Here is a 14,627-nt window from a genome sequence, read left to right as displayed (position 1 = left end):
ATGGGCGGCTCGCTCCGGTTTGTCGCCCCACGCCACGTGCCCCGGCGTGGCGGAGTCTCCGCGCCAATGAATAAGAAATGCGAAACATCGATGGTTAACAGCAGGTTGCGGCAGCAAGCTAAGGCCGTGCCGAGGCGAATCCTTTGTTTATGGTGGCGCCGATATAGACCGCGATTTCGGCCAAAGTCTTGCCAAATGGCGGAAAACGACCAAATGTCGCGCACTCTTGCCAAACCTCTCGCCCGTTGAAAATTACCTTTGCCGGCACCTTACGGCCATCCCCGAAAGCAGGACCTGATGACGTCGAGACCATCCATTTCCTTCGCCAAATTCGCCGCGCCCAAAAAGGGCAGCGTCTTCGTCTTGGCGGCCGATGACGGCGGGCTCAGCGAGGCGGCGAAGGCCTGCGATCCGGCTGGTGCATTGGCTCGCGCCTTTCCGGTCGCCGATTTCTCCGGCAAATTCGCAAGCTCGGCCGAGGTGCTGGCGCCGGAAGGAACGCCGGTCGACCGGCTGGTGGCGGTCGGCGCCGGCAAGGTCTCGAGCCTCGACGACTATGCCTGGCTGAAGCTCGGTGGCGCCGTTGCCGCTTCGCTGCGCAAGGCGACCGAGGTGGCCGTCATCCTCGATCTGCCGGAGTATCAGCCCGACGGTCGCCAGGCGGCGAGCCTTGCCGCCGGCATCCTGCTGCGCAGCTATTCCTTCGACAAATACAAGACCAGGAAAGACAAGGAAGACGGCCAATCCGACACGAAGTCGGGCAAGCCCGCCAGGGTAACCGTTCACTGCGCCGATCCCGCTGCCGCGAAGAAGGCTTTTGCCGGCGAGGAAGCGGTGGTCGACGGCGTGCTGCTTGCGCGCGATCTGGTCAACGAGCCGGCCAATGCGCTTGGGCCCGTCGAATTCGCCGAGCGCGTCAAGGCGCTGGAGCAGCTCGGCGTCGAGGTCGAGGTCCTGGCTGAAAAGGAGATGAAGAAGCTCGGCATGGGCTCGTTGCTTGGCGTCGCGCAAGGCTCGCCGCGCGGCGCGCGCCTGGCGGTGATGCGCTGGAACGGCGGCAAGGCCAAGGACGCGCCGCTCGCTTTCATCGGCAAGGGTGTCACCTTCGACACCGGCGGCAATTCGATGAAGCCGGCCTCGGGCATGGAGGACATGAAGGGCGACATGGGTGGCGCCGCCGCCGTCACCGGCCTTATGCGTGCGCTCGCGGCGCGCAAGGCGAAGGCCAATGTGGTCGGCGTCATCGGCCTGGTCGAGAACGCCGTCGACGGCCATGCCCAGCGTCCCGGCGACATCGTCACCTCGATGTCGGGCCAGACGATCGAGGTGCTCAACACCGATGCGGAAGGCCGCCTCGTTCTGGCCGATGCGCTCTGGTACGCCAACGACCGTTTCAAGCCGAAGTTCATGATCAACCTGGCGACGCTTACCGGCGCCGTCATGGTGGCGCTAGGCCAGCACTATGCCGGCCTTTTCTCCAACAATGACGAGCTTGCCGGCCGGCTTTTCGGCGCCGGCCAGGCATCGCAGGAGCGGCTATGGCGCATGCCGCTCGGACCCGAATACGACAAGCTGATCGATTCCAAGAACGCCGACATGAAGAACATCGGCGGCCGCTATGGCGGCGCCATCATCGCCGCGCAGTTCCTGCAGCGCTTCGTCAAGGACACGCCCTGGGCGCATCTCGACATCGCCGGCACCGCGATGGGCGCGCCGTCGAGCGAGATCAACCAGTCCTGGGGCTCGGGCTTTGGCGTGCGCTTGCTCGACCGCCTGGTCCGCGATCACTATGAGGGTTAGGTTTCCGGGATGACCGACATCCTGTTCTACCATTTGACCGAATCGACGCTCGAGGAGGCGCTGCCGGGCCTGCTCGAGCGCAGCGTCGAGCGCGGCTGGCGCGCGGTGGTGCAGACCGGCACGGAAGATCGCCGCGACGCGCTTGATCAGCATCTGTGGATTTTTCGCGACGATTCCTTCCTGGCCCATGCCACCGACCGCGAAGCCTATCCGGCCGAGCAGCCGATCCTGCTCACCACGGGCGAGGGCAACCAGAATGCCGCGCAGATCCGTTTCCTGGTCGACGGCGCGACGCCTCCCGACTTGTCCGGCTACGAGCGCGCCGTCTTCCTGTTCGACGGCCATGACGCGGCACAGCTCGAAGCCGCCCGCGGCCACTGGAAGACGATGAAGGAAGCCGGCCACGCCGTGACCTACTGGCAGCAGACCGCCGACCGGCGGTGGGAGCGCAAGGCTTAGCTCGCAAGTCCGGCACTATCCTGAAGATGCCGCCACAACGCCTCGGCCACAGGTCCGTGCGGCTTGTCGCGTCGCCGCACCGCGGCGACGGTTTCGGTGCGGCCGGGAATGTGCCGGCCGGCAATCGAGATCAGCCGTCCCTCGCGCAAGTCGTCCTCGATCAACCAGTCGGGCAGGTGGCCCCAGGCAAGCCCGTGCAGGATCAGCTCCTTCTTCATCATATGGTCGGGCACCGAGCAGGAATGCGCGCCGTCGATAACGAAGAAGTTTTCGGATGAGGGGCGCCGCGCCGTGTCTCGGATCACGCATTGGGTGAAGGGCCGCATCGCTTCTGGCGTGACGTCATTCCTCGGGTCGAACGGCAGGAAGCCAGGCGCCACCACCGGCACGAAGGCGACTTCGCACAGGTTGATTCTCTCAAGATGCGGATCGGACGAGTTAGCGCGGTGGAAGACGAGGTCCGCTTCGCCGTCCATCAATCGCTCGACCGGCCCGCCGATTGCTTCATAGTCGAGATGCAGGCGCGTGCGCGGCCGCTCGGCGAAGAAGCAGCTGAGCAGGCCGAGTATTCTGGGCCGAGGGCAGACGTCGCCCATGACGAGGCGCAGCATGGTTTCCTCGCCGCTCGCCAGCTGGCCGGCATAGGTCCGAAGATGCTCGAACTCGCGGATCGTCAGTTGCGCCCGCGCATGGAACAGGCGGCCCTCGTCGGTCAAGCTCACCCGGTAGCCGCTGCGGTCCAGCAGCCTCAGGCCAAGTTGCTCTTCGAGCCGGGCGACGGCCGCGAACACCGAGGGATGCGTCCGGTGCAAGGCCTGTGCCGCGGCCTGGAAGCTGCCTCGGCGGGCGACGGCATCGAAGCATCTGAGATCGTGAAGTTTCACGCCATCCATAGTCGACAGATCCTACAAAGATTGTCACATCATAGTAATTTTCTTCGATGGTTACGATGCTTACTTTGCCTCATCGAAAGCCTTCCAAAAGCGCCGAAAGGATGAGGATCCAAAATGACCGACACGCTGCACTTCACTGCGGGCGATGGCGCCCGCATCGGCTATAGGCTGGACGGTCCGGAAGACCGTCCGGTGCTGATGCTCTCCAACTCCATCGCCACGACGTTCCACATGTGGGACGGCCAGGTTCCGGAATTTGCCAAATCCTTCCGCGTGCTGCGCTATGATTTTCGCGGCCATGGCGGCTCCGACGCGCCGGCCGGCGCCTATTCGCTCGACCGTCTCGGCCGCGACGTGCTGGAACTGCTCGATTTCCTCGGGCTTGCCCGCGTGCATTTCCTCGGCCTGTCGCTGGGCGGTTTCGTGGGCCAGTGGCTGGGCATCCACGCGCCGGAGCGCATCGAGCGCCTGATCCTCTCCAACACCTCGCCGCATCTCGGGCCGGCATCCTATTTCGACGAGCAGATACGCAACGTGCTTGCGGCCGACGACCTGTCGGCGACGTCGGACATGTTCATGCGCAACTGGTTCCCGGCCGCCATGCTTGCCGGTCAAAACGAGACCGTCGACAAATTCCATGCTGCGATCCTCGCTATGTCGCCGCAAGGCCTAGCGGGATGCTTCGCCGCGGTCCGCGACGCCGACCTGCGCCGCCCGATTTCCCTGATCACCGCGCCGACGCTGGTCATCGGCGGCGAGGACGACAAGGTGACGCTGGCAAGCCACAGCGAGGTGATCGCGGCGGCGATCCCCGGCGCGGAACTCCTGCTTTTGCCCGGCGTCCACCTGCTCAATGTCGAACGCCCAGCGGAGTTCATGGAGGCGGTGACGGGTTTCCTCCCGAAGCGATGACCTGGCAGTGCCGCATGAGCGTGGAAACGTCGCTATCGGTCGCTTTTTGCGCTAGATAAGGCCAAGCTCATGCGGCGGGGGGAGAATGCGGATCAGGATCGTCGGAACCGGCAGGACGGTACCGGCTGAGCGCGTCACGACGCGGACGCTGGAGAAGCGGCTTGGCCTCGGCGAGGGCGCGCTAGAAACCGCGACCGGTGTCGTCGAGCGCTATGTCTGCGAGGGCGAATCGCAAATCGATCTAGCTTGCGCCGCGGCGACGCTGGCGCTTGAGGATGCCGGCCTCGATCCCGGCGCCGTCGACCTGATCATCGGCGGCTGCGGCGTGCCTTACCAGCCGCTGCCGGCGACCGCGCCCTTGGTCATGCAGCGCCTTGGGCTGGCCGACGGCTCGGCCGCCGCCTTCGACGTCAACAGCACATGCCTGGGCTTCCTCACCGCCTTCGAGACCGCCGGCCGCATGATCGAGGCTGGGCAATGCGAGACAGCGCTGGTGTTTTCCTCCGAGATCGCCTCGCGCGCCTTGCCGTGGCAGGATGCGCCAGAGATCGCCGCGCTCTTCGGCGACGGCGCCGCGGCCGCCGTGCTGCGCAAAGGCGGCCAAGGCGAGGGCAAGGTGGCGGCCAGCCTGATGCGCACTTATCCGTCGGGCTGGGAAGCCTGCGGCATCGGTTCGGGCGGCACGCGCTTCGATTTCCGCAAGGAGCAGGAAGCGTTCGCCGCGCACAGCCTGTTCCACATGGACGGCAAGGAATTGTTCAGGCTCACCGCGCGCCATTTCAACGGCTTCGTCGCCGCTCTGCTCGAGCGCGCCGGCTGGCGGCATGGCGATGTCGATCTCGTCGTGCCGCACCAGGCGAGCCCGTTCGCGCTTGCCCATATGGCGCGCCAGACCGGCTTTGCGCCGGAAAAGCTCGTCGACATCTCCGCCCGCTTCGGCAACCAGATCGCGGCTTCCATTCCCTTCGCGCTGGACGTCGCGCGCCGCGAGGGCCGCGTGGCGCCGGGCATGAAGCTGCTCATCCTCGGCACGTCGGCCGGCGTCTCCTTCGGCGGCATGGCGCTGGAGGTCTGAGGATGGCCGTGCTCGTCACCGGCGCCAGCGGTTTCTTGGGCTCGCATGTGCTAGAGCGGCTGGCTGCGTCAGGCACGCTGGCGCTCGGGCTCGGCCGCGATGAAGCGTGCTGCGCCGCGCTGGAGGCCGCCGGCCATCGCATCGTCCGCCACGATCTCGCGCAGCCGCTCGACGCCGCGCTCGATCCGAGGCTTGGCAGGGTCGAACGGATCATCCATTGCGCGGCGCTCTCTTCGCCTTTCGGACGCCTCGCGGATTTCGAGGCGGCCAATGTCACGGCAACGCGCAACCTTGTCGATTTCGCACAGCGGCAAGGCGTCAGCCGCTTCGTCCACATCTCCACCCCGTCCGTCTGCTTTGCCTTCCGCGACCAGCTTGGGCTCAGCGAGGACGTGGCCTTGCCGGAGCCCGTCAATCACTATGCCCGCACCAAGCGCGAGGCCGAAAAGATCGTGCTCGGCCAGCCCGCCATCCATCCGCTGGCGCTGCGGCCGCGCGGCATCTACGGTAAAGGCGACCACGCGCTGCTGCCGCGCCTGATCAAGGCGGCAAAAAGCCGGCCGCTGCCGCTGTTTCGCAATGGCCGGGCGGCCATCGACCTCACTTATGTCGACGACGTCGTCGACGCGGTGATGGCGGCGCTTGCCGCGACCGTGGAAGCGGAGTGCCAAATCTTCAACATCTCCGGCGGCGAGGTGCTGCCGGTCCGCCGCATTGCCGACGAGGCCTGCGCCCGCGCCGGTCTCGAGGCGCGCTGGCGGCCGACGCCGCTCATGTCGGCGATGCTGGCGGCGGGCCTGATGGAAGCAGTGGCGCTCCGGTTGCCTGGCAGCCCCGAGCCGCCGGTCACCCGCTATGGGCTCGGCCTCTTCGCTTATGCGCAAAGCCTCGATATTTCCAAGGCGAAGCGGATGCTTGGCTGGGCACCGAAGATCTCGTTCGAGCAAGGGCTTGACCGCACGTTTTCCGGTGATGCGCAGGCATGAGGATCGTCTTCGCCAACAGCGCCTGGGTAAGCGCCGCCGAACGGCTGATCCTGCGCGGCGGCCGCTGGCAAAGTGTCAGGCTGCGTGTCCGCTATGGGCTGATCTTTCACCCAACTGCCGGGCCTGTGCTCATCGACACCGGCTACACATCTGAGGCGCTGAGCGGTGAGCAGCGTAGCCGCACGCTTCGGCTCTACGGTGCGCTGCTGAAACCCGAGCTCAACGCCGCCGAGCAGGTCCTGCCGGTGCTGCGGCGTTTCGGTCTGTCGCCGGACGACATCCGCACAATCATCGTCACCCACTTTCATGCTGACCACATTTCGGGCCTGTCGCTGTTCCGCAACGCGCACTTCATCGCCAGCGATGCGGCCTGGGCTCGGGTCAAGGCGCGAGGCCCGGAGCGGAATCTGCGGCATGGCGTCTTCACCGAACTCTTCCCGCCGGATTTCGAGGCGCGGCTGGAGGCGTTGTCCGCTAAGCGGCGAGTCGAGGCGCGCGAAGGCGCGCCAGGCGGCGCCGATCTCTTCGGCGACGGCAGCGTCATCGCGGTCGATCTTCCAGGACATGCCGACGGCCAGTTCGGCCTGCTGTTTACCGAACCGGCCCGGCCGCTGCTCTACGCCGTCGATGCGCAATGGCTGCTCGCCGCATTGACCGAGAGCCGCACGCCAGGTTTCCCGGCCACGTTGATCGCCGAGGATGCCGCGGCGATCGAGCCGACCAGCGCTATGCTGCGTCGCTTCCTCGCCTCAGGCGGCGAAGTGATGCTCTGCCATGATCCCGCTCCGACATCTTACGACCTCGCACCGGAGGCCGCATGAACGGGCTGGCGGAAGCGGCAGGCTCCTTCGCCTTGACGCGCTGGGTCTCGCGGAAGAGCCGCGCGGATTTCGAGCGCTGGCAGGCGGCGGCCTTGCGGCGCTTCCTGAACGGCGACCTGCCGCGCGCGCCCTTTTACGGCAAGGCGCCGGCGCGCCTCATCGATTTGCCGGTCACCGACAAGGCGCTGCTGATGGCGCGCTTCGACGATTTCAACATCCACCGTCTCACCGCCGCGCAAGCCTGGGCGGCCCTGGCGGGCGAGGGCCGCGCCGGACCGCTCACTATCGGCGCCAGCACCGGAACATCGGGCAATCGCGGCCTGTTCGTGATTTCCGAGGCCGAAAAATACCGCTGGCTGGGCGCGATCCTGGCCAAGGCGGCGCCCGATCTTCTATGGCGCGGCATGCGCGTCGCCGTCATCCTGCCGCAGAACACCGGGCTTTACGACAGCGCCCGCAAATCGCGGCTGATAAGGCTCGCCTTCTTCGATCTGATCTCGGGCCCGGAAAGCTGGCGCTCCGCGCTCGAAGCCTTCGATCCGACGGTGATTATCGCGCCGCCGAAAATCCTGCGGCATTTCGCAAGCGAGGGTTTCCGTCTGCGTCCGAAGCGTGTCTTCTCGGCGGCTGAAACGCTGGATCCGGTTGACCGTCCGGTTATAGAGGATTTCTTCCGGCTGCCGCTCGATCAGATCTACATGGCGACCGAAGGCTTGTTCGCGGTCACCTGCCGGCAGGGCGGACTGCATCTTGCCGAAGACGCCGTATTCTTCGAATTCGAGCCGGCGGGCGAGGGGCTGGTGACGCCGTTGGTGACAACCTTTCGCCGCCGGACACAGATCATGGCGCGCTACAGGATGAACGACCTGCTGCGCTTGTCCAAAGCACCTTGCCGATGTGGTTCGCCGCTGCGCTGCCTCGACGAGATCGTCGGCCGCATGGATGATGTGTTCCGGCTCATGTCGCCGGACGGTCCGGTGCTCGTCACGCCGGATGTGCTTCGCAACGCCGTGCTCAAGGCCGATCGCCGCATCGACGATTTTCGTCTTGTCCAGACCGGGCCGGACAGGGTCGAGCTCAGCCTTCCGCCAACGTTCGCGGATGATGCGGCGGCGGCCGCGCATCAAGCGGTGCAAGCGTTGCTGGATGCGCGAAAGGCGCTCGCCACCGTCACGCTTGTCCGCGCGCCGCTGCCGCTGGAGATAGGCCGCAAGCTGCGTCGCGTCGAAGCCCGCCTGGAGCGCGCGCGATGAGCTGCGCGGCGATGGCGCAAAGGCTTGTGCAGCAGGCCGACCGGGTCGAGAACAAGCCGGCAAAGGTCGAGGCTTTTGTAAGGTTCTTCAACGAGATGCCGGTGCGCCATCTCATCGCCAATCTGGACACGAAAGTCGAGACGCTCGAAATCGCCGGAGGCATTTTTCCGCTGACGTTGAACGACGGGAGTGAAGCGCACAACTGCTATATCTGCTGCCCGACCAGCGCCTATATCGACTACGCGATGGATGAGACGCGCAACTTCGCCGCCCATCCTCTGTTGCGGCGCGCGCTGAGTACCTTGATTGGAGCCTGCGCGCCGCTGGTCAGGGCGAGCGGCCTCGACCGTCAGGCGCAGGTCAACAATTGGCTCTATTCGACCAATCCGATGCCGCTGCTCGACCGGCCGGCGATCGCGTCGCTGCGCGCGGCCTTGACCGCGCGTTTCCCCGATCGCGCCATCGTCATCCGCTCGTTGAACGATATTGCCGATCCGGCGACCATGGCCGCCTTGAGGGCCGAGGGGTTCCGCATGCTGGCGGCGCGCCAGATCTACATCTTCGCCGACCGCAGCTCGGCGCCCGCAATGACGCGCGACATGAAGCGCGATCGCGCCTGCCTGCGCAAAACGCCGTTCGAGCGAGTGGGCACTGAAGATTTCACCGAGGCCGATTATGCGCGCGCCGCGCAGCTCTACACCTTGCTCTATCTCGACAAATACACGCCGCTCAATCCTCACTACACGGCACGCTACATCGCCGAAATGCACAGGCGCGGCATCATCAGCCTGGCGGGATTGCGCCGGCCGCGGCGAGCTGGTTGCCGTCACCGGCCTGTTCGAGAATGGCGGCACGCTGACCCAGCCCATCGTCGGCTATGACGCCAGCCTGCCGGTCGCCGACGGGCTTTATCGCATGATGATGGCGGTAGCGCAGGACCACGCGACTTCGCGCGGCCTGTTCTTCAACATGAGCGCGGGCGCCGCCGATTTCAAACGCCGGCGCGGCGCGGTCGCGGCGATCGAATACAACGCCGTCTATGCCGGGCATCTTGCGCTTCGCCGACGCATGGCGATCCGCGTCATGGAGGCCGTGCTGGCATGGGTCGGCATCCCCCTGCTCAGGAGGTTCGAACTGTGAGCGAGCGCGGCGGGGAAGCCCATTGGCAGGCGGTGGCGTTGTCGACCGACCTCGGCAGGCGGCCGAAGCGCATCCTGTTCGACGGCGCGCCCGTGGTGCTGTTCCGCTCGGCGCAAGGCATTGCGGCACTTTTCGATCGTTGCCCGCACCGGCTGGTCGAGCTGTCGACCGGCAGGATCGTCGGCGGGGAGATCGAATGCCCCTATCATGGCTGGCGTTATGACGGCGAGGGACGCTGCACCGCGATCCCCGGCCATGTCGGCGCCATGCCGCATTACCGGGTCCGCCGCTACGCCGCGATCGAGCGCGACGGCGTCGTCTTCATTTCTTCCGGCTCGCCGACGAGCGAGCCCTACCTGCACTGCATGCAGGGCAAGGATGTCATCGTGCGGCGGGTGCGCTCATCGACGCAGTCGACGGTCATCGATGCGGCGGAAAACATCCTCGATGCCACCCATACCCATTTCACCCATAAAGGCCTGCTGCGCGGCCTGACCTCGAAGCGCCATCTGGTGCGGGTCGAGGTGACCGGCGGCGAGGGCTGGGTCGAGGCCTGCTATACCGGCGAGGACCGTCAGCAGGGCCTGATCAGCCGGCTTTTGGAAGGCGAGCGTGCGAAGACCATCGGCCGCTTCCGCCATCCCGGCATCGCCGAGCTCGAATATTGGGGCAGGGACGGGCTGGTCTTAGCCACCACCTTCCATCTGCGCCAGGCCGACGAGCGCACCGTCGAGGGCGTCGGCTGGCTGATCGGACGGCGCCAAGGCCTGCTCGGCGAGCTGAAGGCGCTGGCCTTCAGGCCGCTTTTCAACATCGCGCTGCACCAAGATCGCCGGGTGCTGAAATCGGCGAGCGACAATGCCCGGCTACCGCCCCAAGCCCTGCCGGTGATCGGCCCGCTCGATTTCCTGCGCCGCGACATCGCCGCGATCATGGATGGGAAGATGCCAGCGGCTGCGAGTGAGACAAGGGTGCATGAGATTGAGCTGTGATTGTTTGCCGATAAGGCGGCAGGTCGCGTTCCTTCGCGCCCCCGTCTGGCCTGCCGGCCATCTCCCCCACGAGGGGGGAGATTGGATGTCGCGCCGGCTTTGCCAATCGCCGGCATGGCAGAAGGAGCGAGGCGCCCGAGCTGCTGATCTCCCCCCAAGTGGGGGAGATGTCCGGCAGGACAGAGGGGGGCGCTGTCCCGCCAGCTTCTACAATATGCATGCTTAGCCCGGCCCATTCCATTCGATATCCCGCGTCGAAGCCGACTGCAGGGTGAACCGCTCGCGCAATGCCACACGCGCGATCTCCGCCAGCGCTGGCCATTGAGCCCGGACAGGGGCGGGGTCGCGCGGCCAATCGAGCAACTCATCGCCCTCGCGCATCGCCCTTCGGAATCCGCCAAGCCCGCCCGAACGCAGCGCCACCGGCAATCCGTAAATCCACATCGCAAGCCGCACCGTTTGCGGGGCGATAACGTCGGGCGTGACTTCCTGACCGTCGCCGAGCACGGCATCCACGAAGCGCGCGGGGTCGCGAAAGAAATGGAGGCCGCTCACCGCGCGCGGATTGCATTCGAGCGGCAGCACACGGCCGCCCGGCTCCCGCATCAGGTCGAAGGAAATCTGCCCGGTCCACGTGGTGCCGGCCACGATCCGCTCGACCAGCTCGCGCGCGGCCTCGTTCGCGACCCGCTCGAAGAAGATGCCTGCTCCCTTTCCGGCACGATAGAGCGAGCGGTAGAGCGCGAGCGCCTTGAGCCTGCCCTGGCGCGCCACCGCATAGGCGCTGATCTCCTCGCCCTCGACAAAATGCTGTGCCACCCAGGGCATGGCGGCCGAGGGCGCGATCGAATCGAGCGCTTCGGGCGGCGGACGCAGCAGCGTATGGCTGGCAAAGCGCGACCAGACCGGTTTGAACGCCAGCTCGCGAGAGCGGCCGCGCACGACCTCCATATTGCTACGCGAGCTGAGCAGCGTCGTTTCCGGCACCTCCAGCCCGAGCCGTTCGGCGAGCCGGATGAAGCTGTGCTTGTTGTGGACCTCCGCCAGCAGCTCGATATCGGATGCGAACAGAGGCGCCGGCATGCTCCTGCCGCGCCAGGCAAGCGCAAGGTGAAAGACCTCCTCGCAGGTCGGGACGACGAGGCCGATGCCCTCGGCCCGGATCAGCTCCTCAATCGCATCGGCATAGGCCCGCGGCTCGAAGCGCGGCGGCGGCAATCGATGATAACGCGCGCAGGCTTTGCTCGCCGCCGCGATCGGCCGTGCCGGCGTGTCGGCCAGGATCACCCTATGGCCCGCGCCATGGAGAAGGCGCGCCAGATGCAGCGCAACCGGCGCCCGCGCCCCGGTAATCAGGATGGATCCGTCAGCCCCCGGCATCGCTCATTCGCGTAGTTCCCATCGCGAAAAATCGTTGCGCGAAATCGGCGTGATTGGCAACGCGGGCAGCGATCGATGCCGGAGCGGCAAGATCATTTCTTACGCGGCTTCGCCTTCTCGGTCGCCGGCTTGCGCGGCCAGTGCCAGCCTTCGCCCTCGCCATGCGCGGCCTGCGGCCGCGCCACATAGGCAAGCGCGCCATTGGCCTCGAGATAGACGCGCGACAGCATCTCGGCGAGCACGCCCGACGTCACCGCCTGCAGCCCGGCGATCACCAGGAAGAAGCCGGTGATCAGCATCGGCCTTGTGCCGATATCCTGCCCCCAGAAAACCTTGATAGCGAGGAGATAGGCAAGGATCAGCGAGCCGAGCACGCCGAACACGATGCCGATGCCGCCGAAGAAATGGCCGGGCCGCGTGCGGTAGCGCAGGAAGAAGAACATGAAGACGAGGTCCAGCACTACGCGGAAGGTGCGCGAGATGCCGTATTTCGACTGGCCGTGGATGCGGGCGTGATGCGTCACCACCTCCTCGGCGATGCGGCGCGGCGTCGTCACCGTCGCGAGCCAGGCCGGGATGAAGCGATGCATCTCACCATAGAGCCGCACGCTGCGGATGACGCTGCCGCGGAACACTTTCAGGCTGCAGCCATAGTCCTTGAGCTGCACCCCGGTGACGCGGGCGATCAGCCTGTTGGCGATGCGCGAGGGCAGGCGGCGCATCCAGAAACCTTCCTTGCGGTCCTTGCGCCAGCCGGCGACGAGGTCGAGATCCTCGGTCAGCAGGCGGTAGACCATGCGCGGAATGTCGAACGGGTCGTTCTGCAGATCGCCGTCGAGCGTCGCGATGACGTCGCCGCGCGCGGCGTCGAGGCCGGCCTGCATGGCGGCGGTCTGCTTGTAGTTGCGCACCAGTTCCACGCCATGCACATGCGGCCCGTATTGGGCCGCCAGCCGGCGGATCTCGGCGGGCGTGGCGTCGGTGCTGCCGTCGTCGACCAGCACCACTTCCCAGGGCTGGCTGTAATTTTCCATCGCCTGATGGATGCGGACCAGCAGCGGCTCGACATTGTCGGCTTCGTTGTACATTGGGACGACGATGGAGAGCTTGTGCTCGGGCATGATGGCGCCCTCGGGCAATCCGGAAGCCGGAATGGGAAGCACGTTCATGGCGGTCATTTCCTTGCCGGCCCCGCCGCCGGGGTTTCCGGCAGCGTCGATTTCGAGGGGAACAGCCAGGCGATCGCACCGGTTGCGACCGCCGAGCACAGGATGAAGAGATGCAGCGCGAGCGCGGCCTGCAGGCCGTCCTTCATGGCGATGCCGGAATAGAGCAGTGCGGCGGCCGCGCCCGCTTCATAGGTGCCGAAGCCGGCGACACCCTGCACCGGCAGGATGGCGGCCGCCTCCGCGCCGACCGCGCCGGGAAAGGCGGTCTGGAACGAGGTGTCAAGCAGCATGGCGAGCAGCCAGCCCTGCACGCCGAGCTTCAGCGCCCAGTTGGCCATCGTCCACCACCAGCCGTAGCGCGAGCGTCCCGTCGCTTCGGTGAAGATGTCGCGCAATTTGCCGAGCTTCGAGACGATCCTGCCGCCCGCCGCCCAGTTGTGCGGCGCGCGCGCCCAGCGCGGCAGGTACCATGCGGCGGCGATCAGCGCCGCGATGCCGGCGGCCCGCAGCGCCGGATGCAGGCCCGGCCAGACGAGGCAAGCCAGCACGCCGACGACGAAGGCGTCCTGCAGTCTGAACCACAGTAGCGAAGCGCTGGCGCGCACGATCGGCACGCCGAACACCTGGCGCAAAAGGATCGGAAACGCCGTCTCGCCGCCGCGGAACGGCACGATGTTGATCATCGCATTGTGGATCAGGATAACGCGAAGCACGGCGCCGAAGCGGCCGTTCACGTCGCCGCGGAACTCGTCGCAGACACGCAGCGCCCTGAGCACATAGGTGACGAACAGCGCCCCCGCGACCGCTGCAAAGGCGCCCGGCGTGATGGAGGCGAAGGCATCGCCGACCATCTTCCAGCGCTGGTCGCTGGCAAGCCATGCCAGCAGCGCCAGAGTGACGATTATCGATATCGCTCGCTTCAAACAGGTCTCCAACGGGCCGCCGGTCGGGGCGGAAGCGCCATTCGAGGGCCTGCAAAGGGGGCGCTCTCGAATGTCGGCCTGGCCGGCGCCGGTCCGATATCGGATCCGTGCCGGCTTTTTCAAGGCGCTGTTCCTATAGAGCAATTTCAGGAAAAGTGTGAGCGGTTTTCCGTCCGGAATTGCGTCAAAACAAAGAGATAGAGCGGTTCGCCGTTTCCGTGAAACGGTGAAACGCTCTGGCGCAGCGGCGGCGGCGAATCCACAAGCTTGGTTGGAGCAGCGATTGGGGCGGCGAAAAGCGGGCGGACATCGCGTCCGCCCGATATGCCGATTAAGCCTTACTCTCCGCCCGTCTCTTTCTTGAACTGATCGAAATCGACCTGCATGCCATTGAAGATGGTGCTCCAATGGCGCGTCAGCGCCGCCATGGTCACGGCCTCCTGGATCTCCTCGTCGGTGGCGCCGGCGTGCTTGGCGTTCTGGGTGTCCGACCAGATGCAGTAGCTGCAGGGGATCTGCGCCGCGACCGCCAGCGAGATCAGCGACTTCTCCTTCGGCGTCAGCGCCGTCTTGTCGCTGAGCTCGATGGCCTTGACCTCGGCCCAGGCGCCGGGCAGACCGGCCTTGGGGAATTGTTTGATGAAGCTCGGCACACCGCCCATGGTCGACTGGATGTCCTTCAGCGCCGCGTCATAGTCATCGGCGCGGGCCGGCGCGGAGGCGAGCAATGCGGCAGACACGCCCGCCGCGGCGATCAGCGAGGCGAAGCTAAGGCAGGAATGCGCGGTTGAGATGATGCGAATGACTGACATGATATTCTCCTC

The 14,627-nt window shown here is 66.1% G+C and carries 15 protein-coding genes; 10 read left to right on the top strand and 5 right to left on the bottom strand.

The window, feature by feature from the left end:
- Window positions 1–297: 297 nt before the first annotated feature.
- On the top strand, window positions 298–1,800 hold the full coding sequence (locus LB515_RS23085; RefSeq protein ID WP_224709068.1) for a leucyl aminopeptidase: 1,503 nt from the start codon (window positions 298–300) through the stop codon (window positions 1,798–1,800).
- Window positions 1,801–1,809: 9 nt separating this feature from the next.
- Window positions 1,810–2,259, top strand: a complete 450-nt coding sequence (locus LB515_RS23080) for a DNA polymerase III subunit chi (RefSeq protein ID WP_140842343.1) — start codon at window positions 1,810–1,812, stop codon at window positions 2,257–2,259.
- Here LB515_RS23080 and LB515_RS23075 read toward each other — a convergent pair.
- Window positions 2,256–3,152 (bottom strand): LysR family transcriptional regulator, encoded by an 897-nt coding sequence (locus LB515_RS23075; protein WP_140842341.1) that lies wholly within the window; start codon window positions 3,150–3,152, stop codon window positions 2,256–2,258. The genes LB515_RS23080 and LB515_RS23075 overlap by 4 nt on opposite strands.
- A 114-nt stretch (window positions 3,153–3,266) precedes the next feature.
- Between LB515_RS23075 and LB515_RS23070 the strand changes: the two genes are divergently transcribed.
- From LB515_RS23070 to LB515_RS23035, 8 genes are all read left to right on the top strand, one after another.
- A complete protein-coding gene (locus tag LB515_RS23070) occupies window positions 3,267–4,064 on the top strand; it encodes an alpha/beta fold hydrolase (protein WP_224709067.1) in 798 nt (265 codons plus the stop codon).
- Between the two features lie 85 nt (window positions 4,065–4,149).
- Window positions 4,150–5,139, top strand: coding sequence for a 3-oxoacyl-ACP synthase III family protein (locus LB515_RS23065; protein ID WP_224709066.1), 990 nt, complete (start codon window positions 4,150–4,152; stop codon window positions 5,137–5,139).
- A 2-nt stretch (window positions 5,140–5,141) separates the two neighbouring features.
- Window positions 5,142–6,125 (top strand): NAD-dependent epimerase/dehydratase family protein, encoded by a 984-nt coding sequence (locus tag LB515_RS23060; protein ID WP_224709065.1) that lies wholly within the window; start codon window positions 5,142–5,144, stop codon window positions 6,123–6,125.
- On the top strand, window positions 6,122–6,946 hold the full coding sequence (locus LB515_RS23055; RefSeq protein ID WP_224709064.1) for an MBL fold metallo-hydrolase: 825 nt from the start codon (window positions 6,122–6,124) through the stop codon (window positions 6,944–6,946). The genes LB515_RS23060 and LB515_RS23055 overlap by 4 nt, the downstream gene beginning before the upstream one ends.
- Window positions 6,943–8,199, top strand: a complete 1,257-nt coding sequence (locus LB515_RS23050) for a F390 synthetase-related protein (protein ID WP_224709063.1) — start codon at window positions 6,943–6,945, stop codon at window positions 8,197–8,199. The genes LB515_RS23055 and LB515_RS23050 overlap by 4 nt, the downstream gene beginning before the upstream one ends.
- Complete coding sequence (locus LB515_RS23045) at window positions 8,196–9,080, top strand: hypothetical protein (RefSeq protein ID WP_224709062.1); 885 nt, start codon at window positions 8,196–8,198, stop codon at window positions 9,078–9,080. The genes LB515_RS23050 and LB515_RS23045 overlap by 4 nt, the downstream gene beginning before the upstream one ends.
- 34 nt (window positions 9,081–9,114) lie before the next feature.
- A complete protein-coding gene (locus LB515_RS23040) occupies window positions 9,115–9,339 on the top strand; it encodes a hypothetical protein (RefSeq protein ID WP_224709061.1) in 225 nt (74 codons plus the stop codon).
- A complete protein-coding gene (locus tag LB515_RS23035; RefSeq protein ID WP_224709060.1) occupies window positions 9,336–10,331 on the top strand; it encodes a Rieske 2Fe-2S domain-containing protein in 996 nt (331 codons plus the stop codon). Before LB515_RS23040 ends, LB515_RS23035 begins: the two co-directional genes overlap by 4 nt.
- 222 nt (window positions 10,332–10,553) lie before the next feature.
- On the opposite strand, the gene LB515_RS23030 is transcribed toward LB515_RS23035, so the two are convergent.
- The 4 genes from LB515_RS23030 to LB515_RS23015 all read right to left on the bottom strand — a co-directional run bounded on the left by LB515_RS23030 (window position 10,554) and on the right by LB515_RS23015 (window position 14,615).
- Window positions 10,554–11,618 (bottom strand): hypothetical protein, encoded by a 1,065-nt coding sequence (locus tag LB515_RS23030; protein ID WP_224709059.1) that lies wholly within the window; start codon window positions 11,616–11,618, stop codon window positions 10,554–10,556.
- A 185-nt stretch (window positions 11,619–11,803) separates the two neighbouring features.
- Window positions 11,804–12,880: a glycosyltransferase family 2 protein gene (locus LB515_RS23025; RefSeq protein ID WP_224605632.1), complete on the bottom strand. Its 1,077-nt coding sequence runs from the start codon at window positions 12,878–12,880 to the stop codon at window positions 11,804–11,806.
- 5 nt (window positions 12,881–12,885) lie between these two features.
- Window positions 12,886–13,803: a lysylphosphatidylglycerol synthase domain-containing protein gene (locus LB515_RS23020; protein WP_140842321.1), complete on the bottom strand. Its 918-nt coding sequence runs from the start codon at window positions 13,801–13,803 to the stop codon at window positions 12,886–12,888.
- Window positions 13,804–14,141: 338 nt separating this feature from the next.
- Window positions 14,142–14,615 carry a carboxymuconolactone decarboxylase family protein gene (locus LB515_RS23015; RefSeq protein WP_224709058.1) on the bottom strand — a complete coding sequence of 158 codons (474 nt, stop codon included), beginning with the start codon at window positions 14,613–14,615 and terminating at the stop codon, window positions 14,142–14,144.
- Between the last annotated feature and the right edge of the window lie 12 nt (window positions 14,616–14,627).

The sequence above is a fragment of the Mesorhizobium sp. CA15 genome, assembly GCF_020165215.1.
Classification (GTDB): Bacteria; Pseudomonadota; Alphaproteobacteria; order Rhizobiales; family Rhizobiaceae; genus Mesorhizobium.
The sequence above is the reverse complement of the archived record's forward strand: the minus strand, read 5'-3'. Positions and strand labels throughout refer to the sequence as shown.